This is a genomic window from Pseudomonas sp. J380 (genome assembly GCF_009827115.1).
GTDB classification, from domain to species: Bacteria; Pseudomonadota; Gammaproteobacteria; order Pseudomonadales; family Pseudomonadaceae; genus Aquipseudomonas; species Aquipseudomonas paracarnis.
The window spans coordinates 713,382-737,562 of the sequence record NZ_CP043060.1 but is presented as its reverse complement, the minus strand read 5'-3'; the positions used below and the strand labels follow the sequence as shown (position 1 = coordinate 737,562).

Sequence of the window (24,181 nt, the reverse complement as noted above, 5' to 3'; positions counted from 1 at the left end):
GCCTGACTTCCGACACAGGATGAAGCACAAAATTCGCCGCAGTGGCACAATTGCCCTCCCCTACACAGGATTGCCCCATGCTGCAGCTGAAAACCGACGCCCTGATGGCCACCCCGTGCGACGACGAAGAAGACAACATGGCCATGCTTTGCTGTCACGGCAAGAACGGCGAAATGTTCATGCTCACCCGTTACCCGGATGAAGACGAAGTGGAGCTGACCTGGGACTACGAGCCTTCGACCCTGGATGGGCTGAAAGTGACGTTGGGCGAGACCACCTTATTGATCGAACTGGCGGCCGGCGATGCCGATGCCCTGGGCGGCAAGGACCAGCTGGAGATCACCCACGGCACCGCCGCGTCAGACATGGCCGAAGTGCAGGAAACCCTGCAGAACATCCTCACAGGCACCGGCACGTTCATTCGGACTTGAAACCGGTCACTTGAAACTTCGTCACGACGCTAAAATCTGTGGCGAGGGAGCTTGCTCCCGTGACGGCCTGACAGCCGACGCTGATCTGGCTGAGGCACGGCGATCCAAATGTGGGAGCTGGCTTGCCTGCGAAGGCATCGACTCGGTGTGCCTGAATCACCGAGTTGACTGGATCGCAGGCAAGCCAGCTCCCACAGGGACCGTGCTCTACCTACCCAGCTGTTATGCCTCTCACACCGCAATCCTGTAAGTTTCGCCAAAAATACCCATCAAGCCGTTAGTCGCCGCACCCCGCGATGCATTAAAGTAAACCCCCCAGGCCCGGTGTTCTGTCACGACACCCAGGCTCATCTTTCCAGGAACCGTCATCGATGGAACATCGTGAAGCGCTGCTTGCGCTGCGAACCTTTCTTTCTACGCAGATTCTCGGCCAGGAAAAACTCATCGATCGCCTGTTGATCGCCCTGCTCGCCGACGGCCATATGCTGGTCGAAGGCGCACCGGGGCTGGCCAAGACCAAGGCGATCAAGGAGTTGGCCGAAGGGATCGAAGCGCAGTTCCATCGTATCCAGTTCACCCCCGACCTGTTGCCCGCCGATATCACCGGCACCGAGATCTATCGTCCGGAAACCGGCAGCTTCGTATTCCAGCAGGGGCCGATCTTCCATAACCTGGTGCTCGCAGACGAAATCAACCGTGCCCCGGCCAAGGTGCAGTCGGCCTTGCTCGAAGCCATGGCCGAGCGCCAGGTCAGCGTGGGCCGCAGCACCTACGAGCTGTCACCGCTGTTCCTGGTGATGGCCACGCAAAACCCCATCGAGCAGGAAGGCACCTACCCGCTGCCCGAAGCCCAGCTCGACCGGTTCCTGATGCACGTCAAGATCGGCTTCCCGGACGCCGCCGTCGAGCGCCGCATCCTGCAGCAAGCTCGTGGCGAAGCATTGAATGGCGAAACCAAGCCCGAGCGGCGCGTCAGCCAACAGGCGATCTTTGCCGCCCGCAAGGAAATCCTCGGCTTGTACATGGCCGATGCCGTGGAGGAATACCTGGTGCAACTGGTGATGGCCACGCGCACCCCTGCGAAGTTCGATCCGGAAATGGCCGAGTGGATCGCCTATGGCGCCAGCCCGCGTGGTTCCATCGCCCTGGACCGCTGCGCCCGCGCCCATGCCTGGCTGGCCGGTCGCGATTTTGTCAGCCCGGAAGATATCCAGGCGGTCTTGTTCGACGTGCTGCGTCACCGCATCATCCTGTCGTTCGAGGCCGAAGCCGCCGGTGTCGACCAGGACCGCGTGGTGCAACGCATTCTCGACGTCGTTGCCGTCGCTTGAAGTCGATGAACGCAAGCGATGGCATCCGCGTAACCCTCAGTGAATTGATTGAGATGCGCCACCGCGTGCGTGAGGTGCAGTTGTTCTCCACGCCTGGCCAGCGTAGCCCGCTGGTGGGCCTTCATCACTCCAAGCTGCGCGGGCGTGGCGTCGATTTCGACCAGGTGCGCGTGTACCAGGCCGGCGACGATGTGCGCACCATCGACTGGCGCGTGACGGCGCGTACCCAGGAGCCGCACACCAAGCTGTTCCACGAAGAGCGCGAGCGACCGATTTTCATCATGGTCGAGCAAAGTTGCCGGCTGTTTTTCGGCTCGGGGCAAATGTTCAAGTCGGTGCTTGCCGCCCAGGCCGCCAGCCTGATCGGTTGGGCCGCCCTGGGCCATAACGACCGGGTGGGCGGGCTGGTGTTCGGCGACAGCGAGCACTACGAGATCAAGCCACGGCGCAGCAAGCAGAGCCTGTTGCAACTGCTCAACCGGCTGGTGCGGGTCAACCAGAGCCTGAACACCGAGCGTCAACCGGAAGCGGATGCCCTGGGCATGGCCTTGCGCCGTGGCCGCGAGGTGCTGCGCCCGGGCAGCCTGGTGGTGGTGATCTGTGATGAGCGCGCCCTCACCGAAGGCGCCGAGCAACAGCTGAGTCTGTTGGCGCGCCATTGCGACCTGCTGTTGTTGCCAATCTCTGACCCGTTGGACCACGCCCTGCCCGCCGCCGGGCTGCTGCGTTTCGCGCAAAGGGGCGCGCAACTGGAATTGGACACGCTGAATATCGACCTGCGCCAGGCCTACAAGGCTCAAGCCGAAGCGCGTATCGCCCGCTGGGAACTGCTCGCGCAGAAACTGCGGCTGTTGTTGATGCCCTTGAGCACCCAGAGTGAAATGGTCGAGCAACTGCGCGAATATCTCAACCCGCAACGCCCGGTTAAAAAACCATGAGCAGCCTGGACCAACTGCAACCGCTGATCGCCCCGCCCGCCATTGGCTTCTGGCCACCGGCACCGGGCTGGTGGCTGTTGCTGCTGGTGATCCCACTGCTCGGTTGGGGCTTGTGGTGGCTGCGCCGTTTCCTGCCGGCCCGCCGTCCTGTGGCCCGCGCCGAACAACCGCTGGACCCGTTGCGTATCGCCGCCCTGGCCGAGTTGGCGTTGATGCCCAAGCCCTACGACGGAGCGCCTGCGGGCGCCTGGCTGCAGCAACTCAACGGCCTGCTCAAGCGCCTGTGCCGTAACGACTACCCTTATAGCCAGAGCCATACCCTCAACGGGCGCAAATGGCTGGCCTTCCTGGACAACCGCTGCCCCGCAGCCGGCCTGACGCGCTGGATGGTGTTGGTGGAAGGCGCCTACAAACCCGAATGCAAGCTCGACGACAAAGCCATCGCCGGCCTCACCCAAGCCGTCGACACCTGGATTCGCAAACATGTTTGAGTTCGCCTGGCCGTGGATCTTCGCCCTGTTGCCACTGCCCTGGGTCATGCGCCTGGTGCTGCCCGTGGCCGACAGCGGCGAACCGGCGCTGAAAGTCAGCTACCTCAGCGACCTCGAAGGCCTGGCCCGCCGCCGTGCCCGCGTCAACCTGCCCGGCTGGCGCCAGCAAGCCGCATTCGTGGTGCTGTGGTTGCTGCTGTTGACCGCCGCCGCCCGCCCGCAATGGCTGGGCGAACCCTTGCCGATTGCTGCCAGCGGCCGGGATTTGCTGGTGGCGGTGGATGTCTCCGGCTCCATGGATTTTCCCGACATGCATTGGCAGGACGAGGACGTCAGCCGCCTGGCCCTGGTCAAGCACCTGCTGGGAGACTTTCTGGAGGAGCGTGAAGGTGACCGCGTGGGCCTGATCCTGTTCGGCAGCCAAGCCTACCTGCAAGCGCCCCTGACCTTTGACCGCCGCACCGTGCGCACCTGGCTGGATGAAGCGCGCATCGGTATTGCTGGCAAGAACACCGCCATCGGCGACGCCATCGGCCTGGCCATAAAACGCCTGCGCCAGCGCCCGGCGCAAAGCCGTGTGCTGATCCTGGTCACCGACGGCGCCAACAACGCCGGGCAGATCGACCCGTTGACCGCCGCGCGCCTGGCGGCCGAGGAAGGCGTGAAAATCTACCCCATCGGCATCGGCGCCGACCCCGAGCAAACCGGCTCCCTGGGCATCCTAGGCGTAAACCCGAGCCTGGACCTCGACGAACCGGCGCTCAAGGCACTGGCCGAGACCACCGGTGGCCAGTATTTCCGCGCCCGAGACGGCGAGGAACTGCTGAAGATCAAGGACACTCTCGACACCCTCGAGCCCGTGGAACAACAACCCACCCAGGCCCGCCCGGCCCAGGCGCTGTACAGCGGCCCATTGGCCTTGGCGTTGGTGTTGAGCCTGTTGCTGGTGATCCAGGAACGCTGGCCGAACAACGCTTTGCAACGAGCCTTCAATAGGCTATCGAGCAGGGGCATCTTTTTGCAGCAACACCCTGAATGGCGCCAGCGTCTGCAGCGCCTGCGTTTGCGGAGGCGTCGATGATCGCGCTGTGGCCGCACTGGTTGCGCCCCTGGTGGCTGTTGTTGCTGCCCCTGCTTGGCTGGTTGCTGTGGCAGTTGTGGCACCGGCAAAAGCGCGCCGGGCGCTGGCAGATGATCCTGCCGCCGGCGTTCCATGCCGAGTTGCTCAGTGGTGGCAATGGCCGCGAGAGTAAATCGCCGTGGGTGGTGCTCGGCATCGCCTGGCTGTTGGCCGTGCTCGCGCTATTGGGCCCCAGTTGGCAACGGGTTGAACAAGCCAGCCAGAAACCTTCCGACCCCTTGGTGGTGCTGCTGGAACTGACCCCGGAAATGCTCGCCACCGACAGCCCGCCCAACCGCCTGGAACAGGCACGGCGCAAGCTGTATGACTTACTGCAAGCGCGCACCGATGCGCAAACAGCCATCATCGTGTATGCCGGCAGCGCCCATACCCTGGTGCCGCTGTCCGATGACCTGGCCACCAGCCGCAACCTGTTGGAAGCCCTGCGCCCGTCGATCATGCCCGAGCCCGGCCATCGTGCCGATCTTGCCGTGGAAAAAGCCCTGGGCCTGCTCAAGCAAGGCGGTCTGGGCCAGGGGCGCCTGCTGCTGATCGGTTCCTCACTGTCCAAACAAGAGCGCCAAGGCATCCGCCTGCAACTGCAAAGTGCCCAGGCTCCAACGTTGTCGATCCTCGGCATCGGCAGTCGCGAAGGTACGCCGGTGACTCAGGAGAGCGGCGAGTTCCTCAAGGACGACCAGGGCGCGATCCTGGTGCCGCGCCTCGACAGCCCGACCCTCAAGGCGTTCGCCAGCGAAATGGGTGGCCGCTACCGTGCGGCGCGCCTGGATGACAAGGACCTGCGCCAACTCGGTATGCTCGACAGCGCCCAAGCCCTGCGCGACGACGGCCAACGGCTGCGCCTGGACAGCTGGGCCGACCAGGGTTACTGGCTGCTCTTGCCGTTGTTGCTGCTGGCCGCGTGCGCCGGGCGTCGCGGCTGGCTGTTCTGCCTGCCCTTGCTGCTGATGGGCGCGCCGCAACCCAGCTACGCCTTTGGGCTGCAGGACCTGTGGCTTCGCCCCGACCAACAAGGCCAGTACCTGCTCAAGCACAAACGCCCGGCCGAAGCCGCCGAACACTTCCAGGACCCGCAATGGCAAGGCGTTGCGTTGTATGAAGCCGGCAATTACGCCGAGGCCATCAAGCGGTTTGCCCAAGGCAGCGACGCCTATTCCCACTATAACCGCGGCAATGCCCTGGCCAAGGCCGGTGAACTTGAAGCGGCCCTTGATGCGTATGAACAAGCCCTGGAAGCCCAGCCCGATTTGCAGCCCGCGCTGAAAAACAAAGCCCTGGTTGAAGCGCTGATGCAGGAGCAAGCGCAGCCCGAGCCGGACCCGCCCGCAAAAAACGCAGATGACGAAACCGCCCAACCCGGCCAAACTGCGCAACCGGGCACCAGCGCACAAACGGCCCAGGGCGGCGAGCAATCGTCCCACGGCCAGGGCGAAGCCGGTACCGCTGAGACTCAGACAGGCGCCGCGCCACAGCCAGGCGGTAATGAAGTGCCTGGCAGCGAACTGGGCGACGAGCAGACCACCACGCCGCCACTGCGCCCCGCCGACACACGCCTGGAAGGCGAGCGCCGCCAAGCACTGGAGCAATGGTTGCAGGAGATCCCGGACAACCCCGGCGAGCTGTTGCGCCGCAAATTCTGGTACGAACAGCAACAACATCAGGACACCACTCGATGAGCCGCCGCACCACCCTTTTGCTCCTGCTCGCGTTGTCGGCAGGCCACGCCCAGGCGGCGGACCTGGTCGCCAGCGTAGACCGCAGCCGCCTCAACTCCGGGGAAACGGTGGAGCTGACGGTGCAATCCAGTGATGTGACCCAGTTTGGCAAACCGGACCTGTCGCCCCTGGACGCGCAGTTCGAAGTCAGCGGCACCCGCCAGATCAACCAACTCACCACGCTGGACGGCGACAACCACGCCACCACCCGTTGGATCATCACCCTGCTGCCCAAGGTGAACGGCAACGTGGTGATCCCGCCGCTGCAGGTGGGCGCGCTCAAGACCCAGCCGATCACCCTGCAAGTGGTGGAAAGCGCCAGCCAGAACACCAGCGCCGAACTGGCCCCGGTGTTCATCGAAGCCAGCCTCGACCAGGCCAGCGTGTACGTGCAGGCCCAGGCCCTGTTGACCGTGCGCGTGTACCACTCGGTATCGCTGTATGACGACAGCAGCCTCACGCCCTTGCAGATACCGGATGCACGTGTCGAACAACTGGGCGAATCACGCACCTATGAAAAGGTCATCAACAGCATCCGCCATGGCGTAATCGAAACCCGCTACGCCCTCTACCCGCAACACAGTGGCGCCGTGGTGATTCCGGCGCAGACCTTCAGCGCCACCCTGGTGGAATCGCGACCGCCCCAGGAAAACACCCTGCAGGGCACCAAGCCGGGCAAGATGATTCACGTCAGCTCTGCGCCTCTGCCCTTGACGGTCAAACCCAAACCGGACGCCTACCCCGCCGACGCCCCCTGGCTGCCCGCGCGCAGCCTGACCTTGAGCGAAGGCTGGAACCCCACGCCGGACCACGTGCAAGTCGGCGACTCCCTGACCCGCAGCCTTACCGTGGAGGCCGAAGGCCTGTCCAGCGCACAGCTGCCGGCGCTGCCCGGCACCGAGGTCAACGGCCTGCGCCGCTACCCCGACCAACCAGTGATGGCTAACCGTACCAGTGACCGCGGCCTGACCGGCAGCCGTGAAGACCGCGAAGCCCTGGTGCCGACCCGCGCCGGCGAGCTGGAACTGCCCGCCGTGGAAGTGGTGTGGTGGAACACCCACGAAGATCACCTGGAACGCACCAGCCTGCCGGCGCGCACCGTGCACGTGGCGGTGAACCCCAGCCTGGTGGTGGACACCCCGGCGACACCCACCATCATCACCGCCCCCGATGATGACCGCCTGTGGCTGTGGCAACTGAGCACACTGATACTGGCCTGCACCACCCTGCTGGGCTTTGGCCTGTGGTGGCGCGCACGCCGGCAACCGGCGGTACAACGCGCCGCGCAAACCGGTCCCAGCCCACGCACCCTGCTCGACGACCTCAAGCGCGCCACCCAGGCCAACGACCCTCATGCTACCCGCCAGGCCCTCGACGCCTGGGCACGGCAACAGCCGGAAACGCTGGCCGACATGGCCGCGCGGTTTGTGCCGCTGTCCGATGCCCTGGATGGGTTGAATGGCGCGCTGTACAGCGAAAGCGGCCAATACTGGTTGGGTGATGACCTGTGGCGTGCCATCAAGGCGATCCCCGTGGCCGAACGCGAGCAAGACCCGGCCACCGACACCACCAGCTTGCCGCCGCTCTACCCCAAGTAACCCCCGAGCCTGCTCGTTCCCACGCTCTGCGTGGGAATGCCGCCCCGGACGCTCCGCGTCCAGGTTTCACGCCCTGTGCAATGGTGACGCAGAGCGTCACGGGATGCATTACCACGCAGAGCGTGGGAACGATCAACCTGTGGCGCGCGATCAAGGCGATCCCCGTGGCCGAACGCGAGCAAGACCCGGTCACCGACACCACCAGCTTGCCGCCGCTCTACCCCAAGTAACCCCCGAGCCTGATCGTTCCCACGCTCTGCGTGGGAATGCCGCCCCGGACGCTCCGCGTCCAGGCTTCACGCCCTGTGCAATGGTGACGCAGAGCGTCACGGGATGCATTACCACGCAGAGCGTGGGAACGATCAATGGCGTGCCATCAAGGCGATCCCCGTGGCCGAACGCGAGCAAGACCCGGCCACCGACACCACCAGCTTGCCGCCGCGCTACCCCAAGTAACCCCCGAGCCTGCTCGTTCCCACGCTCTGCGTGGGAATGCCGCCCCGGACGCTCCGCGTCCAGGCTTCACGCCCTGTGCAATGGTGACGCAGAGCGTCACGGGATGCATTACCACGCAGAGCGTGGGAACGATCAACGATCAATGGCGTGCCATCAAGGCCATTCCTGCGGCCGAACGCGAGCAAGACCCGGTCACCGACACCACCAGCTTGCCGCCGCTCTACCCCAAGTAACCCCCGAGCCTGATCGTTCCCACGCTCTGCGTGGGAATGCCGCCCCGGACGCTCCGCGTCCAGGCTTCACGCCCTGTGCAATGGTGACGCAGAGCGTCACGGGATGCATTACCACGCAGAGCGTGGGAACGATCAATGGCGTGCCATCAAGGCGATCCCCGTGGCCGAACGCGAGCAAGACCCGGCCACCGACACCACCAGCTTGCCGCCGCGCTACCCCAAGTAACCCCCGAGCCTGCTCGTTCCCACGCTCTGCGTGGGAATGCCGCCCCGGACGCTCCGCGTCCAGGCTTCACGCCCTGTGCAATGGTGACGCAGAGCGTCACGGGATGCATTACCACGCAGAGCGTGGGAACGATCAATAGCGCGCCATCAAGGCGATCCCCGTGGCCGAACGCGAGCAAGACCCGACCACCGACACCACCAGCTTGCCGCCGCGCTACCCCAAGTAACCCCCGAGCCTGCTCGTTCCCACGCTCTGCGTGGGAATGCCGCCCCGGACGCTCCGCGTCCAGGCTTCACGCCCTGTGCAACGGTGACGCAGAGCGTCACGGGATGCATTACCACGCAGAGCGTGGGAACGATCAATGGCGTGCCATCAAGGCGATCCCCGTGGCCGAACGCGAACAAGACCCGGCCACCAACACCACCAGTTTGCCGCCGCTCTACCCCAAGTACCCCTCGAGCCTGCTCGTTCCCACGCTCTGCGTGGGAACAATCAATGGCGTGCCATCAAGGCGATCCCCGTGGCCGAACGCGAACAAGACCCGGCCACCGACACCACCAGTTTGCCGCCGCTCTACCCCAAGTAACCCAGCCTCGACCAACACCACAAAACCTTGTGGGAGTGGGCTTGCCCGCGATGGCGGTGTAACAGTCGGCAGATGTGCTGGCTGATACTCATCCATCGCAGGCAAGCCAGCTCCCACAGTGGATCTGCGTCGCCTGATCGACATGGCCCGCACCCTCGCCGACCGTGCGCTCGATTGCCTGCAACCCAACCCCACTGACACGCCATAGCCCCCGTAGGAGCGAGCTTGCTCGCGAAGAACTCACAGGCGCCGCGTTTATCCAGGAAACACGCGTCATCGTTGACGTTTTTCGCGAGCAAGCTCGCTCCTACAATCAGCCATCAGGGCTGGCCCACACTCCGTTGATCGCGTCGGCCATGAGTCCGCGTGCACTTTTACAGGTAAACTCCCCTCCTTTTCATCTTCTCCACGGAGTTCGCCTTGCGTCTGTTTCATACCTCCGACTGGCACTTGGGCCAAAACCTCCACGGCCAGGAACGCGACTTCGAACACGCTTGTTTCCTTGAGTGGCTGCTGGGCCAACTCAAGGCCCAGCGCCCGGACGTGCTGTTGATCGCCGGCGATATCTTCGACACGGTCAACCCGCCGCTCAAGGCCCAGGAGCGCTTGTATGACTTCATCATCAGCGCCCACGAACAACAGCCGACACTGACCATTGTGATGATTGCCGGCAACCATGACTCCGGTTCGCGCATTGAGCTGCCTGCGCCTCTGATGCGCCGCCTGCGCACCCATGCCCTGGGCCGGGTGCTGTGGCTGGATGACGGGCAACTGGATGCCGACCGGCTGCTGATCCCGCTGCCCAATGCCAAAGGCAAGATCGCCGCCTGGTGCCTGGCGCTGCCCTTCCTGCGCCCGGCGGAAGTCACCGGCGCACAGCTGGGCGATGATTACTTGCGCGGCATCGGCCAAGTGCATGAATGGCTGATCGCGGCCGCCAATGCCAAGCGCAACAAAGGCCAGGCGCTGATAGCCATCAGCCATGCGCATATGGCCGGTGGGTCGGTATCCGAAGACTCCGAACGCAGCCTGATCATCGGCAATGCCGAGGCGCTGCCTGCCACACTGTTCGACCGAAGCGTGGCGTATGTGGCCCTCGGCCATTTGCACAAACCGCAAAAGGTCAATGGCGAGGAGCGCATTCGCTACAGCGGCTCGCCAATCCCCCTGTCGTTCTCCGAAATCGGCTACAAGCACCAGATTCTCGACGTGACGTTCCAGGGCGAAAGGCTGGTGGGCTGCGAACCGATCCTGATTCCCCGCTCCGTCAACCTGCAACGCCTGGATGCCGCGCCCCTGGCCGATATCCTCAAGCAACTCGGTGAGCTGCCCGACATCGACCTGCTCGCCGAAACCCAGCGCCACCCCTGGCTGGAAGTGCGCGTGCGCCTCGACGAGCCGCAACCGGACCTGCGCCAACAGATCGAAACCGCCCTGCAAGGCAAGGCCGTGCGCCTGGTGCGTATCGCCGCCGAGTATGCCGGCACACGCGACAGCGCAGAGGTAGACGATGCGCAACTGATCGAACTCGACCAGCTCACGCCCCAGGAACTGTTCAGCCGCGCCTGGCAGGACAGCTACGGCAGTGAAGTGGATGAACAGACCTTGAAGGACTTCGCCGTGCTGCTCCAGGAAGTGCAACAGGAGGGCGAACAGCCATGAAGATCCTCGCCATCCGCCTGAAAAACCTCGCCTCCCTGGCGGGCCCGTTCGAAATCGACTTTACCGCCGAGCCCCTGGCCAGTGCGGGTCTGTTCGCCATCACCGGGCCGACCGGCGCGGGTAAAAGTACCCTGCTCGATGCGCTGTGCCTGGCGCTGTTTGGCGCGGTGCCGCGCCTGGGTGACACCGGCCAGGCCAAGATGCCGGACGCCGACACGGATATCTCCATCGGCGACCCGCGCACCCTGATTCGACGCGGCACCGGTGGTGGCTATGCCGAGGTGGATTTTGTCGGTGTCAGTGGCCGTCGCTACCGTGCGCGCTGGGAAGCCAACCGCGCCCGTGACAAAGCCAGCGGCAAGTTGCAGAACAGCCGGCAAAGCCTGATCGACCTGGACAGCGACCAACTGTTGGCCAGCCAGAAAACCGAATACAAGACCCAGCTCGAATTGGCCCTGGGCCTGAACTTCGAACAGTTCACCCGTGCGGTGCTGCTGGCGCAAAGCGAGTTCAGCGCCTTCCTCAAGGCCAATGACAATGAGCGCAGCGAACTGCTGGAAAAGCTCACCGATACCGCGCTCTACACCCAGCTCGGCCGCCGTGCGTTCGATAAGGCCAAAGAGGCCAAGGACGCCCACAAACAGCTGCAGGACCAAGCCACCGGCGTGGTACCCCTGGCACCCGAAGCCCGCGCCGAGCTGGATCAACAGTTGGCCCACGCCCAGCAGCAACTCAAAACCCAACAAGCCCAGCTCAAGCAGCTGGAGTTGCAGCACACCTGGCTCAAGGAACTGCGTGAATGGCAGGAGCGCCATCAACACGCAGTGGAGCAACTGCAACGCGACGAAGCAACCTGGGCCAGCCAAGGCCAGCAACGCCAGGATCTGCGCCTGCTGGAGCAGTTGGCACCGCAACGCCATCACTTCCTGCGCCAGGCAGAACTCGGCACCTTGCTGACGCCCCTGGCGGCACAGATTGCCCAGCACCTCGAGCAACAAACCGCCCTGCATTCCCGCCAGGAACAGGCGCAACACCAGCAAGTGGCCGCCCAGGCTGCACTGGCCGAGGCCCTGAAACACCAGGCCGACGCCGCTCCCCTGCTGCGCCAGGCCATCGAAGAGCAAAACACCCTCGCCCATGTGAGCCGCGAACTGGCCAAGCGCAACGAGGAAAAACACCAGCACGAAAGCGCCTGTACCGAAGGCCAGGCCCTGCTCGGCGGCTTGCAACACACCCAGGCCCAAGGCACCGAGCGCCTGCAGCGCCTGGCCACCGAACTTGAGCATAGCGCCGCCCTCGCGCCGCTGAGCGATGCCTGGAACGCCTACCGTGACCGCCTGCAACAACTGGTGCTGATCGGCAATCGCCTCAACCAAGGCCAGGCCGAGCTGGGGCAACTCGAACAGCGCGCCAGCGCCGCCGGCGAACAGTTCACCCAACAGCGCGAAGCCCTGGACCTGCTCTACCACGAGGCCGGTGCCGAACCGCACGCGGTGGCCGAACAAATCCAATTGCTGGCCAGCCTGCTGCAAGACAATCGCAAGCAACAGCGCGCCTTCGAAGACCTGGCCCGCTTGTGGGACAGCCAGCAACAGTTGGATCAACAGGCCGCTGCGCTCACGCAAAGGCTTGCCGAGGCCGCGCAAAAACGCGAACAACTGAACCAGACCGGCCTGCAAACCAAGGCCGAACTCACCGTTGCCGAACAAACCCTGGCGGTGACCAAGCAACTGCTTGAGCGCCAACGCCTGGCCCGCAGTGCCAGCGTCGAGGAGTTACGCGAGCAGTTGCAGGATGACCAACCCTGCCCGGTGTGCGGCAGCCACGAACACCCCTATCACCAGCCTGAAGCCCTGCTGCAAAGCCTGGGCCGCCATGATGAAAGTGAAGAGGCGGCGGCGCAGAAAGCCGTCGACAGCCTCAAGGAAAAACTCACCGAACTGCGCGGTGAAGTCGGCGGCCTGATCGCTCAGCAAAAAGAGTTCCTGCAACAGCAGGAACAGTTGGCCACCCAGCAGCAGGGTTTGGCACCGAGCCTGCATGCCCACCCACTGTCGGCCTCGCTGTTCAATCAGGACCCCGCTAAGCGCAGCCCTTGGCTGGCCCAGCAACTGGCCCAATTGACCCAAAGCATCAGCCAGGACGAACAACGCCAAGGCGCCCTGCTCAACCTGCAACAGAACGCCGGGCGCTTGCAGCAACAATTGCAAGCGGCCCAGGACGCCAGCCAGCAAGCCCGGCAATTGCTGGTGGACCAACAACGGCAACTGGCCGGCGACCGCGAACGCCTGGAGGCGGAACTCAGCGCCTTCGCCAGCCTGTTGCCCAGCGAAACGCTGGAAGGCTTGCGCAGCGCGCCTGCGGCGACCTTCATGCAGCTCGACCAGCAGGTCAGCCAGCGCCTTGAGCAGTTGGGCCATCAACGCGATGAGCAGGCCGAGCAGCAGGAGCGCCAACAGGCCATCGAGAAACAACACACCCACCAACAGCATCGTCAGCAGCAACTCGACGCCTCGAATCTGCAAGTCGCCGAGCTGGCCGACCAGCAACACGCCGTCCAGGAAAAACTCCGCGCCTTGCTAGGGGACCACCCCAGCGCCGAGCAGTGGCAACAGCAGCTGGAGCAAGCCGTCACGCAGTCGCGCCAAAGCGAGACCGACGCCAACCACGAACTGCACGCCGTGCACACGGCCCAGGTACAGCTGGCCGCCGACCTCAAGGCCCAACAGCACCACCAGCAGGCATTGGAGGCGGAGCAGCAAGCCCTTGCGACACGCATCGGCGAATGGCGCACCCTGCACCCAGACCTGGATGATCAGGGCCTGGCACGCCTGTTGGCCCTTGATGAAGCCCAGGTCGCGCAGTTGCGTCAGCACCTGCACAGCAGCGAAAAGGCCGTCGAGCAAGCCAAGGTTCTGCTGCACGAGCGCGAACAGCGCCTGGCCGAACACCAGGCCCTGCACAACGGCAACCTGGAGGCTGAGCAGTTGGACGCCACCCTGGCAACGCTTGAGCAGCAACTGCTCGAGGGTGAGAAACACTGCGCCGAGCTGCGCGCACGCCAGGCCGAAGACCAGCGCCGCCAGAATGCCAACCAGGCCCTGGCCGAACAGATCGCCAAGGCTTACGAGCAGTGGCAGCGCTGGGCACGCCTGAATGCGCTGATCGGCTCGGCCACCGGCGACACCTTCCGCAAGATCGCCCAGGCCTACAACCTCGACTTGCTGGTGCACCATGCCAACGTGCAACTGCGCCAACTGGTGCGCCGCTACCGGCTTAAACGCGGCGGCAGCATGCTCGGGCTGCTGGTGATGGACACAGAGATGGGCGATGAACTGCGTTCGGTGCATTCGCTGTCCGGTGGCGAAACCTTCCTGGTGTCGTTGGCGTTGGCCTTGGGCCTGGCGTCCATGGCGTCGAGCACCTTGAAGATCGAGTCGCTGTTTATCGACGAAGGCTTTGGCAGCCTTGATCCGGAGTCATTGCAATTGGCGATGGACGCCCTGGACGGCTTGCAGGCCCAGGGCCGCAAGGTGGCGGTGATCTCCCACGTACAGGAAATGCACGAGCGCATCCCGGTGCAAATCCAGGTCCAGCGCCAGGGCAATGGCTTGAGTACCCTGGAGGTCAAGTGAACGCAGCGCTGCTGTACTCGTTCCGACGCTGCCCGTATGCGATGCGGGCACGGCTGGCCTTGCGTTACTCAGGTGTTGCTGTGCGAATCATCGAGGTGAGCCTCAAGGCCAAGCCAGCCGAGATGCTGGCGCTGTCGCCCAAGGGTACGGTGCCGGTGTTGAGTGTCGAAGGTCGAGTGATCGAGGAGAGCCTGGAGATCATGCAATGGGCGCTGGCGCAGCACGATCCGGATGATTGGCTGCTGCAAGGTGACCCTGCGGTGCTGGCGTTGATTGCCGAGAATGATCAGGTGTTCAAGCATCACTTGAATCGATACAAGTATGCCGAGCGCTACCCGGAACAGCCGATGGAGCATTATCGGGCCGAGGGTGAGGTGTTCTTGCAAAAGTTGGAAGGCTTGCTGGCGGAGCGTGAGTACTTGCTCGCCGAACACCCGAGCCTGGCGGATGCGGCACTGGCGCCGTTTGTGCGGCAGTTTGCCCATGTGGATCGGGAGTGGTTTGCGGGGACGCCGTATCAGCGTTTGCAGATTTGGTTACAGCGGTTCCTTGAGTCCCCACTGTTTACCGCCGTGATGGCAAAGCCCTGAGGCCGATACACTCAAGTGTGGGAGCTGGCTTGCCTGCGATACTGACGACTCGGTGCAACTGAAACACCGAGTTGATGCCATCGCAGGCAAGCCAGCTCCCACATTTGACCGTCGCTCAATTCCAGTACAGTGCCGGGTCTTGTTATCTAGCATCAAGTATGGGGCAGACCCGCTTCTGAATCAGTCCGTGCTCCACGAATTGTCGTCATTTGAGGCATACACCGAGCTGTATCCCAATGCCTTGAATGCCCGCTCGGTGTCGGAACTGCTGCTGTTGCGCAGCGACGTGCCGCGCTCGCTGCATGCGTGTATCGGGGAGTTGAGCCATATCCTCGCGGACCTTCCTGGCAGCTATGGACGCACGGCGCAGCGCTTGGCGGCGGAATTTGAAGCGCGGCTGAGGTATACGGGGATTGATGAGATTCTGGAGGATGGGTTGCATAGTCGGTTGACGGAGTTTATTGAGGCTGTGCGGAAGTTGGCGCGGGCGGTGCAGAGTTCTTATCTGGAAGTCGTTTGATTGATACTGGGTGGGGTGACCAATCCCTTGGTACCAGCACAATAATACGCCAGCCCGTGTTGATCGTTGAAGGGGCGCCAGATCGGGCAGATTTAATTTTTAAATAAATCTGCCCCGTATTTCGGTATTTCGCTCCGTATTTCCTTAATCAACATAGTGACAAGTCTGCCCCTTGTTTTCTCTAGTTGAACCCCACGCCAAGAGCGAGAGTAGATATATCCGGCTTAAGCACTATTTCCCCGCCAGTAATGATATTTCTCAGGTATTGGTAAGAAGTGACAAGATCATATAGCGAGCTTGACCAATAAAGATCATTTCCAAGTGGCCATCGATTCCCGTACTCCCGGCTCAATGCGCGCAACTCGTAAATATCTGGCACTCGCAGGCCACGGCTGCTTGCGTTGGATACGGTGGCCGACCACGTCGCCTTGCCTGCTAATGCATGACAGTTAATGACATTGCTGACAGTCACACTGTAACTTTTGCTCTGTGGCGGTTGAGAGCTGTCAGTCACTGTGATGATTGCCGAATCATTGCCTCGCGAGGTGACACGCCCCGTTTCATCGACATGGGCAATAGACGGTTTACTTGAACTGAAATAATAAGGCGGTTTGCCGCCGCTCACCGAACGTCGAATAGAGTTACCCGAAATGAATACCGGTAGCACCGTGGGGTGGCTGGGGATCAGGTAGGTCGTCCTAGAGAGATAAACTGGGCTTGTGTCAACAATCAGTTCATCCACGTTCAACACAGTATATTGAGTAATTGGGAAACTTACCGCACCAGCTTCATCGGTATTAGGGTCATAGGCGACCTTGAATTCAACACTGACCGTAGCGCCATTCGGGCAAGTTTTCAGCCAAGTCAATGGCGCTCCATATTCCAACCCATCAGCCGAATGATGTTGCGCGCCAGTCCAAATGACATGCGGGTTAGGATTGGCGCCTGCACAGCGATAAAGCAGCCAGATTTTCATGCCTGAGTATTGCAGCGGCCATGGAGCAATCGTGAGTTTGGCGTTCGCCGGCAAATTTGGAACGTCTAAAGTTCCGGTATGCGCAACACCATTAATCAACGGCCGTCGTAGGTTGGCAGCCGGTATCGGCGTCACCGTCACCGTCAACACCTTGGACGCAACCACCTTGCCGCTACGGGTTACGTCGTACTTAAGGGTGAACGTCTTGTTGGCATTACCGACGTTGGCGGCAATCGCGGCCTTGGTAATGTCGAACGTGACTTTGCCCGCCGTTACCCCATTCTTGGCCGGGATCACCGGAGAACCCGCACCGACTGTCCCCACCATCGTCACCTTGATGCTGTCTGTGGTGTACATCGGTGTGTACTCCACCGACACCGTGCCGCCGTTTTGTGCATTCAGCGGCGCCAGGGTAACTGAGGTACCCGTCCCCGTGGCCTGGGTCAACTTGGGAACAGGGAATTCTGCCGGCAGTGTGTTAACAGTGTATTCCACTATCGGGAAGATGATGGCGTCAGCCTCGGCTTGACTAGATGAAAGCGTCGCCTTGAACTGAAGTTTCAGTTTCGTATCATGACCCAGTTCAAGGAAGTACGAGGCGGCGACGCGTTGATCATAGAAACCATTGCTGAACCACCCAGCAGTCACCGCGTTGCTCGCCAGAGTCCATACCTGCAGCTCATGTACCGATCCATCGGCCTTGAAGCCACTCAATAACATGGCTACCGGTTGGAAGCTCGCGATAAACGGCCATGACCCAACGCGTAGAGTTTTATTGGTAACCGATCCACTCAAATCCAGGACTTTGGTAGCAGCATCCGCTTCATTTATCCGGATCACTGTCTTTGCCAACTCAGTTGTCGGTATCGGTGTCACCGTCACCGTCAACACCTTGGACGCAACCACCTTGCCGCTACGGGTTACGTCGTACTTAAGCGTGAGCGTCTTGTTGGCATTGCCGACGTTGGCGGCAATCGCGGCCTTGGTAATATCGAACGTGACTTTGCCCGCCGTTACCCCATTCTTGGCCGGGATCACCGGAGAACCCGCACCGGCTGTCCCCACCATCGTCACCTTGATGCTGTCTGTGGTGTACATCGGTGTGTACTCCACGGACACGGTGCCACCGTTTTGTGCATTCAACGGCGCCAGGGTAACGGAGGTACCCGTCCCCGTGGCCTGGGTCAACTTGGGAACAGGGAATTCTGCCGGGAGTGTGTTGACGGTGTACTCCACCACCGGAAAGCTGATCGCCTCGGCTTCAACCTTGCTAAGACTGACGGCGGCTTTGAATTCCATCCTCAATTTTTTGCCATGGCCCAACCCATCGAGGTAAGTGCGCAACAGGCGATATTCATAGCGGCCTTGGGCAACCCAGTTCGGATTGACATACGAGCTGTTGAAACTGAACAGCGTCAGGTCATGAGCAACATTAGCGGCTGTTCTACCAAAAAACTTCAACGAGACCGGATAAGGGGCGGTGATAAACGGCCAGGTGCCGACATGCGCCATCGCGTTGCCGACGAAGCTATCCAGGTCCAACACCTTTGTCGCGCTATTGGCCTCGTTGAGCCTGATGACCGTCTTGGCCAGCTCCGATTGCGGTATCGGCCTCACGGTCACCGTCAAAATTGCCGACGTGACCGAGACTCCCGCACGGGTTACCACATAGTGGTATTTCACCGTGGTGACGTGGTCACGAATGTTCGCCGCAATCGCCGCCCTGGAAATATCGAACGCCACCTCCTGCAAGGCTTCATTCCCAGGTTTGGCCGGGATATCTGGCGAACCGCCATTGCCGGCGCCTACCATGCTGGCTTTGATCGAGTCACCGTTGCGCATGCCCACGTAGCTCACCACCAATTGGGTGCCCTGTTGCACCTTAAGGGGTTCCAGGTCGGCGGTGTCGGGGCCGGTGGTTTGCGCTTCAAGCAAGGTCGGCGACGGCAGTTCGCCCACGCCACGGCTGATCAGCACCTCGGTGATCTGTGAGTAACGCGGCATCGCCTCATCAGCGCGTGTCAGCGTATAGAACACCGTCACCGACTCATCCAGGTTGTTCTCCACGTAGTATTTTTCGATGTCGTGGGCGGTGGTGGCGCCATTCACGGCCACCTCCACCGGCACTTCGGTGCGGGCGCCCCGGCCAAGCCAGTACATGCGGATCCAGTCGCCGCGCAGTGTTTCGCCAAACGGTGCAAACACGGTGGCGTAGGCACCTACATCATCCGGATTCAACTGGCCGCTGATCGCCTTGTCGACAATCGGCTTGGGCATCGTACGCTTGATCTGACCCACAACGATCTGCAACCGCAGGGACTCCTGCGGGCGGCCGCCGGGCCGGGTATGGGCGTAAAACACGTCGGTCAGGTGGCCGTCGAAACGCCGCAGTTCGTCGGGGTATACCGTAAACAACAAATCCCCACCGGCCGTGGGCGGAATATCGTCGACCTCGCGGCCGATGCGATGTTCGATGGTGTTATCGGCGCTGCTGACCCGGAAGATGACTTCGATATAACCGTCCTTCGGCCAGCTCCCTTGAAGGGGGAAGCGTACGGTCGCGTCGACATCCGGCTCGATATGGCCACCCTGGTCCTCGTCTATCGTCGGCGCCGGCCACCTGACGACTTGCCCCACGACCTCCAGATAGAGTTTTTCGGAAGGCTGTTGCACCGAGCCATTCTGATACAGGGCATGCACGCTCGCGCTGCCTTCGGCAATCGCGCTCACCAGCGCGTTGGGAACCTCAAAGGTATAAAGGCCTGCTCTACTGAGTTCTTCGGTGTGCGTATAAGGGATCGAATTGCCTTCACTGTCCAAACCGGCCCAGATCAGCGTCACGTGGGAATAGGCGCTAGCCTCCTGGGAGAGGACCCAAAGGGCCACTTCCACATCCCAACTGCCCAGTTCCGCGAGGTCGATTTTCGTACCGGTGTCTGGAAACTGCAGCCACGGCGCTTCGGGGCGCACCTCATTGAGGTGCACATCAATCAACGACACCGCCGACCAGCGCGCCCGCTCCTCCGGCAGATTGCCGCCCGCGTCCCGCACCTGGTAAGCCACGCGCGTAAGCCGGTTATTGCCCGCGGCGCTGATAGTGGCGTAGTCGACGGTCAAGGTGATATCACGGCCCACTTCGCCGGGTTGGACCCGGTGCTGAACCACTTGCGAGCCCCAGGCCAGAGTGATCAGGTCATAAGCGCGCATGTTTAGCCAGTAGCGAATGATGATCTTGACACCCGCCAGTGCCTGCTGCTGGTTGACGCCATGCAGCAAAACCTCCGGTGGGACCTCATACGCCAGCCCCTGGTGGCCGGGCAGACTGTCTTTGTCTTCGCCACCGGGGCGAGTCAGGCTGACCCGTAACTTGATTTCTTCGGTGAATGACTCATTGCCGCTGCTGCGCCTTAGCATGCCACGTACACCGTCGACCAAGTACGGGACGATATGGTGCGCGGGAACAGTCATCGGGAACAGGTCAAGGTTTTGCTCGCCTTCGCGAATCGGCGTAGAGGCCACGGGAATATTACGGTTGCCCCAGAACAGTGAGGCAACACTGCCCGGAGTGACGCCATCTTTGGGGTTGATCAGGTAGACCACCAACGGCACCTCGGTATGCCGCAGGCCGATACCGCCATGCGCCCCTTCGATATCACCATCAATGGCCGGTTCCATCAGCGGAACAACGATGGGCGGCAAGAGGGGGTCAAGTGTTTTGATCTTGGGCATGGCGAGAATCCTCACGGTCGTGCGCTGTTGGCTTACCACTATCAAACGCCTGAAATCGCGGCGTGCCTACTGTCAGAATTAACAGGTAGTGCAGGATGCACCTGGATCGGTACCTGTTAATTCTGACAGTAGCCAATGCCCGGATTCAGGCGTTTGATAGCGCCAACAGCACACTTCGCAGGAACAGGAGAACAGCCATGCCAGCCAAAAAAAACCAGACATCCGCGCCTGCGACCAAGCCAGCAGCGGCAGAGGGAAAGACCAAAACCAAAGCCTCTGCCAAACAGAAGGTTCCGGCCCCATCACACACCATCATGACGCTGGAGGAAAAGAAGGCGCCCAAGTACCTCGACCGGCTTTACATTCCCGGCATGAGTGAGAACGTCAAAGGCTACGACGCTGGCGTCCCGAAGTGGTTGTTTGAGTCGGGCATGACGATTCAGGTAGACAAAGGCTGGGCCGCGGCCCCCGGCGATGTCATCACCGTCGGTAAACTACTCGACGACGGCACTGTGTCGGTACTCGCCACCAAGCAGCTCAAACCTGGCGAGGAGCTGAACAACGCCTACTTTTTCGCCGCCGAACAGAAGGACCTGCCCGACGGCCCGTATGCCCTGGTGTATGTGGTCCACTATGCCGGCGGCACGGACTACGACAGGTCTTACCCGCTGCTGACGCTGGTCAAGACCGACCTTCCCGCCGGTGACGACAACGATGGCCCTACAGTACCCGGGCATTCAGGACTGAAATTCAGCGTATCCGAGACGGTCATCGTCCCAGGCAACGCCAGCAAAGGCGTCACTATCACGCTCCAGCCGCCCCCAAACACCAATCCAACCGATGAAGTCGATCTTCACTGGGGATCGGTGATCAAGACGCAAAACATTGCGGGGGCTCTCAAGCCCACAGTGATCCTGGTGACCTATGCGGATTTGCTTGAAGCCGGCGACAGTGATCGTCTGTACGTCTGGCTGGAGGTGCGGGATCTGGTGGGGAATGTCTCGACGCCCGGCTCGGCCAGCGTGGAGGTCTCGGTGAACCTGGGCCAGCAACTGACGGATGGCCCCGTCATCGTCAATGGCGGGCCACCTGGCTATATCGACCTTGAAGTCGTGGGGGAAAACCCCCTGGAGATGCAGGTTCGCACGCCGTCAAGCGTGGGCCAGGTGGGTGATATTTATGATGTGATGTTCCGCATCTACCCGCCTAAAGGTGGCGTCAAAATCATTCACAAATTTGTCGAGATCAGGCGAGGTGGCCAGGTCTATTCAGTGTTCATCGATTACCTTGATATACGGATGGCCGCTGAGGGCCGGGTGGAGACCAGCTTCGTATTGAGAAAGTCCGGCCCGCCCTACGAGGTGTACTCCAAGAAAACCAGCGCCGAGGTCAGAGGCTCAGTGGTTCGCCTGGAGCCACCGGACCTTGAGGGCTACCCAGACGATCACATCGGTAACGACCCGGCGCATGTCATCGCACGCTGCCCCTACTATGCCTGGCGGCAACCCACCGACGAGATTCTGTGGATCTTTCGACTTGTAAAAGGGTTGAACGAGGTGATCCTCCATACCGAGACACAAGTCGTCGGCCAATCCTGGCCCGTCGGTGCGCCGGTCAAGCAGGTGTTTTACTGGGAACAATTGCGCCAGTTCAAAGGCTACAGCTTCGAGTTCTATTACGTGATCTCAAGCAGCTTCACCCGCGCGCGCGCAATAGACCTGAATGAATCCTTGCGTCGGATATTGACCATCAGCTAGATACGTCAAACCCCAAGGCACTCTCGCGAGTGGCTTGGGGTTTGAGTCGCTCGACAATCAGTTTTGAATCTTGTGATCCAGCGCCGCATAAAAGTTGGCACTCTGTTGCAGGTATTTCTGGGTATAGGCCGTGACATTGGATTTTTTGCCGGTGACTTCCACGCTGGCGGCGGCAGGCAAGGCCACGGTGGCGGAAACAGCAGAAGCAGCGATGATCGAGAAGAGATTGAAGTTCATGGCGGTAACCCTTGTGTTCGTTTGGTTGGGTGGCCTGGGAAGGCCTTGGAACCCAACTTACGCCCGAGGGTTGAACCTTAGAAATGCTTTGAAACAGTAGCCGTTATCACTGCGATTAATACAACGGCTCAGGCCCCGCATTGCGGGGCCTGTGGCTTATTGACGCACCAGGAACTTGAGGTCACTGGGGGCATCAATCGGCAATTTCTGCACGGTTTTACCCAGCAGGCCGGTCTTGGAGTCGCGTTCGACGACGACAATTTCATTGCTTTTCTGGTTGGCGATCAGCAGGAATTTTCCGCTAGGGTCGAGGCTGAACTCACGCGGATGGTCGCCTTCGACAGAACGCCGCTGAATTTCCTTGAGGTGCGCAGTGGCTGGGTCGATGCTGAACACCAGCATCTGATTGGCCGTGCCACGGTTGCTCACGTACAGGAATTTGCCGTCGTTTGACGCATGCAACGCCGCACCGGCCTTGTCGGACACCGGTTGGCCGGCGGCATAGTCGAGCAACTGGGTTTGCGTCAGCTTGCCGTCGTTGTAATCGAACACGGCTACCTGGGCGCTCATCTCAGTGGTCAGCCAGGCGTGTTTGCCGTCCGCGCTGAACAGCAAGTGACGCGGCCCGCTGCCGGGTGGCAACTGCACCGACGCCGGGTCGGCCGCTGTCAGTGGCAGCTCGTGATTGGCCTTGGGGTCGTAGCGGTAGGCAAACACCTTGTCCGCGCCCAGGTCCTGCACGAATACATACTTGCCGTCCGGCGACGACACGACCGAATGCACATGGTTGGACGCCTGGCGCTCCGGGTTCACACGGCTGGCCGGGTGCCCGCTCAATTGCACCGGTGCCGACAGCTTGCCGCTGGCATCCACCGGCAGGATCGCCAGGCTGCCACCCGGGTCTTCCACCACCGAATAGTTGGCGACGAACAGGTAGCGCCCATCGGCGGCCACACTGGAATGGGTCGGCTCATTGCCCAGGCTCTGCACCTGGTTGATCAGGGTCAACTGGTGGTTCTGGGGGTCGATGCTATAGCTGCTGACACGGCCCACCGGGTCTGCCTGGCCGGGGCCGTTCTCATTGACCACAAACAACTGCTTCTGATCTTTGGAGATCGTCAGCCAGGAAGGGTTGGCGGTTTTCGCCGCCAGCACTGGCTCGCCGCTGAACTGCCCGGTGCTACTGTCGAATTGCAGGCGGTAGATCCCTTCACTGGTGCCGGCCGTATAGCTGCCGACCAACAGTTCATGGATATCGGCCGGTGCGGCCTGCACCGACATCGCACCGACACTGCCTGCCATCAGCAGGGGCCAGAATTTACGCATCATCTGCTTCGTCCTCGTCGTTATTGTTGTCGCCCTGGATGGCGCTCAAGCAGACCAGACGGTGTTCACCGTCGTCGTTGATCAGCAACCAGCTTTGCAAGCTCTCGTCAAAGGTAGCCGCCTCTAACTGTTCTGGACTAAAGGTCCAGCGCTTGAGTTCCCGGCCATCCATGCTTTGGATCTGCAGTTGCTGATCAAGCTCGAAGTCAAAGGCGTGCAGCCCATTGATGATCAGCATATCGCTGGTGGCAAGGACGCAGGTCAGGGTGTCAGCAGTCATGGCAGTCAATCATTTTGGGGAAAGCCGCAATGATAGCCCAGGCTGTAACCTAGAGGTTGAACACTGCGGTGATGCTATCGCAGCATAGGTATCTACAACTTCGGTACGACGCTAAACCTGTGGCGAGGGAGCTTGCTCCCGTGACGGCCTGACAGCCAACGCCCGCCTACCTGACACCCCCACGATCAAACTGTGGGAACTGGCTTGCCTGCGATGGCGGCCTGACGGCCGACGCAGTTATACCGGGTAAATATCCATTCCTGCGGTATCAGACATGTAGGCGCTCTGATCCAACATCCCAGTTGGCTGCCAGGCCGTCTTCG

At 61.5% G+C, this 24,181-nt stretch carries 17 protein-coding genes and 1 pseudogene; 14 read left to right on the top strand and 4 right to left on the bottom strand.

All coding sequences use genetic code 11. From position 1 onward, the window contains the following. Nucleotides 1-77 precede the first annotated feature (77 nt). The 13 genes and pseudogenes from FXO12_RS03395 to FXO12_RS03345 all read left to right on the top strand — a co-directional run. Nucleotides 78-431 (top strand): hypothetical protein, encoded by a 354-nt coding sequence (locus FXO12_RS03395; RefSeq protein WP_054897966.1) that lies wholly within the window; start codon nt 78-80, stop codon nt 429-431. Nucleotides 432-802: 371 nt separating this feature from the next. Continuing rightward, the gene (locus FXO12_RS03390; RefSeq protein ID WP_020301524.1) at nt 803-1,762 is read left to right on the top strand and encodes a MoxR family ATPase; all 960 of its coding nucleotides are present in this window, start codon (nt 803-805) and stop codon (nt 1,760-1,762) included. Nucleotides 1,763-1,767: 5 nt separating this feature from the next. Further along, nucleotides 1,768-2,700, top strand: coding sequence for a DUF58 domain-containing protein (locus tag FXO12_RS03385; RefSeq protein ID WP_044273431.1), 933 nt, complete (start codon nt 1,768-1,770; stop codon nt 2,698-2,700). Next, nucleotides 2,697-3,191, top strand: coding sequence for a DUF4381 domain-containing protein (locus FXO12_RS03380; RefSeq protein ID WP_003190798.1), 495 nt, complete (start codon nt 2,697-2,699; stop codon nt 3,189-3,191). The genes FXO12_RS03385 and FXO12_RS03380 overlap by 4 nt, the downstream gene beginning before the upstream one ends. Then, on the top strand, nt 3,184-4,272 hold the full coding sequence (locus FXO12_RS03375) for a VWA domain-containing protein (RefSeq protein ID WP_054897968.1): 1,089 nt from the start codon (nt 3,184-3,186) through the stop codon (nt 4,270-4,272). Before FXO12_RS03380 ends, FXO12_RS03375 begins: the two co-directional genes overlap by 8 nt. Next, nucleotides 4,269-6,008 carry a tetratricopeptide repeat protein gene (locus tag FXO12_RS03370; RefSeq protein ID WP_057975741.1) on the top strand — a complete coding sequence of 580 codons (1,740 nt, stop codon included), beginning with the start codon at nt 4,269-4,271 and terminating at the stop codon, nt 6,006-6,008. Before FXO12_RS03375 ends, FXO12_RS03370 begins: the two co-directional genes overlap by 4 nt. Beyond that, the gene (locus FXO12_RS03365) at nt 6,005-7,645 is read left to right on the top strand and encodes a BatD family protein (protein ID WP_057975740.1); all 1,641 of its coding nucleotides are present in this window, start codon (nt 6,005-6,007) and stop codon (nt 7,643-7,645) included. The genes FXO12_RS03370 and FXO12_RS03365 overlap by 4 nt, the downstream gene beginning before the upstream one ends. Before the next feature lie 333 nt (nt 7,646-7,978). Continuing rightward, entirely contained in the window at nt 7,979-8,101 is a 123-nt protein-coding gene (locus FXO12_RS28880) for a hypothetical protein (protein ID WP_254914303.1), read from the top strand. Nucleotides 8,102-8,437: 336 nt separating this feature from the next. Continuing rightward, a complete protein-coding gene (locus FXO12_RS28875) occupies nt 8,438-8,560 on the top strand; it encodes a hypothetical protein (protein ID WP_254914303.1) in 123 nt (40 codons plus the stop codon). A 1,006-nt stretch (nt 8,561-9,566) separates the two neighbouring features. Next, on the top strand, nt 9,567-10,808 hold the full coding sequence (locus FXO12_RS03360) for an exonuclease SbcCD subunit D C-terminal domain-containing protein (RefSeq protein WP_057975739.1): 1,242 nt from the start codon (nt 9,567-9,569) through the stop codon (nt 10,806-10,808). Next, nucleotides 10,805-14,443 (top strand): AAA family ATPase, encoded by a 3,639-nt coding sequence (locus FXO12_RS03355; RefSeq protein WP_057975738.1) that lies wholly within the window; start codon nt 10,805-10,807, stop codon nt 14,441-14,443. The genes FXO12_RS03360 and FXO12_RS03355 overlap by 4 nt, the downstream gene beginning before the upstream one ends. Beyond that, a complete protein-coding gene (locus FXO12_RS03350; RefSeq protein WP_057975737.1) occupies nt 14,440-15,033 on the top strand; it encodes a glutathione S-transferase in 594 nt (197 codons plus the stop codon). Before FXO12_RS03355 ends, FXO12_RS03350 begins: the two co-directional genes overlap by 4 nt. A gap of 184 nt (nt 15,034-15,217) precedes the next feature. Beyond that, nucleotides 15,218-15,553: pseudogene (locus FXO12_RS03345) on the top strand (alpha-E domain-containing protein); the annotation flags it as partial. A 181-nt stretch (nt 15,554-15,734) separates the two neighbouring features. Here the strand turns inward: FXO12_RS03345 and FXO12_RS03340 are convergent. Continuing rightward, complete coding sequence (locus tag FXO12_RS03340) at nt 15,735-20,258, bottom strand: hypothetical protein (protein WP_060772648.1); 4,524 nt, start codon at nt 20,256-20,258, stop codon at nt 15,735-15,737. A 197-nt stretch (nt 20,259-20,455) separates the two neighbouring features. Here FXO12_RS03340 and FXO12_RS03335 point away from each other — a divergent pair, with 197 nt between their 5' ends. Next, the gene (locus tag FXO12_RS03335) at nt 20,456-22,015 is read left to right on the top strand and encodes a hypothetical protein (RefSeq protein ID WP_057974810.1); all 1,560 of its coding nucleotides are present in this window, start codon (nt 20,456-20,458) and stop codon (nt 22,013-22,015) included. Nucleotides 22,016-22,072: 57 nt separating this feature from the next. On the opposite strand, the gene FXO12_RS03330 is transcribed toward FXO12_RS03335, so the two are convergent. The 3 genes from FXO12_RS03330 to FXO12_RS03320 form a co-directional block, all read right to left on the bottom strand. Beyond that, nucleotides 22,073-22,252 carry a hypothetical protein gene (locus FXO12_RS03330; RefSeq protein ID WP_034126032.1) on the bottom strand — a complete coding sequence of 60 codons (180 nt, stop codon included), beginning with the start codon at nt 22,250-22,252 and terminating at the stop codon, nt 22,073-22,075. 156 nt (nt 22,253-22,408) lie between these two features. Next, nucleotides 22,409-23,581: a lactonase family protein gene (locus FXO12_RS03325; protein WP_057974811.1), complete on the bottom strand. Its 1,173-nt coding sequence runs from the start codon at nt 23,579-23,581 to the stop codon at nt 22,409-22,411. Then, a complete protein-coding gene (locus tag FXO12_RS03320; protein ID WP_057974812.1) occupies nt 23,571-23,858 on the bottom strand; it encodes a DUF5629 family protein in 288 nt (95 codons plus the stop codon). The genes FXO12_RS03325 and FXO12_RS03320 overlap by 11 nt, the downstream gene beginning before the upstream one ends. Nucleotides 23,859-24,181: the final 323 nt, after the last annotated feature.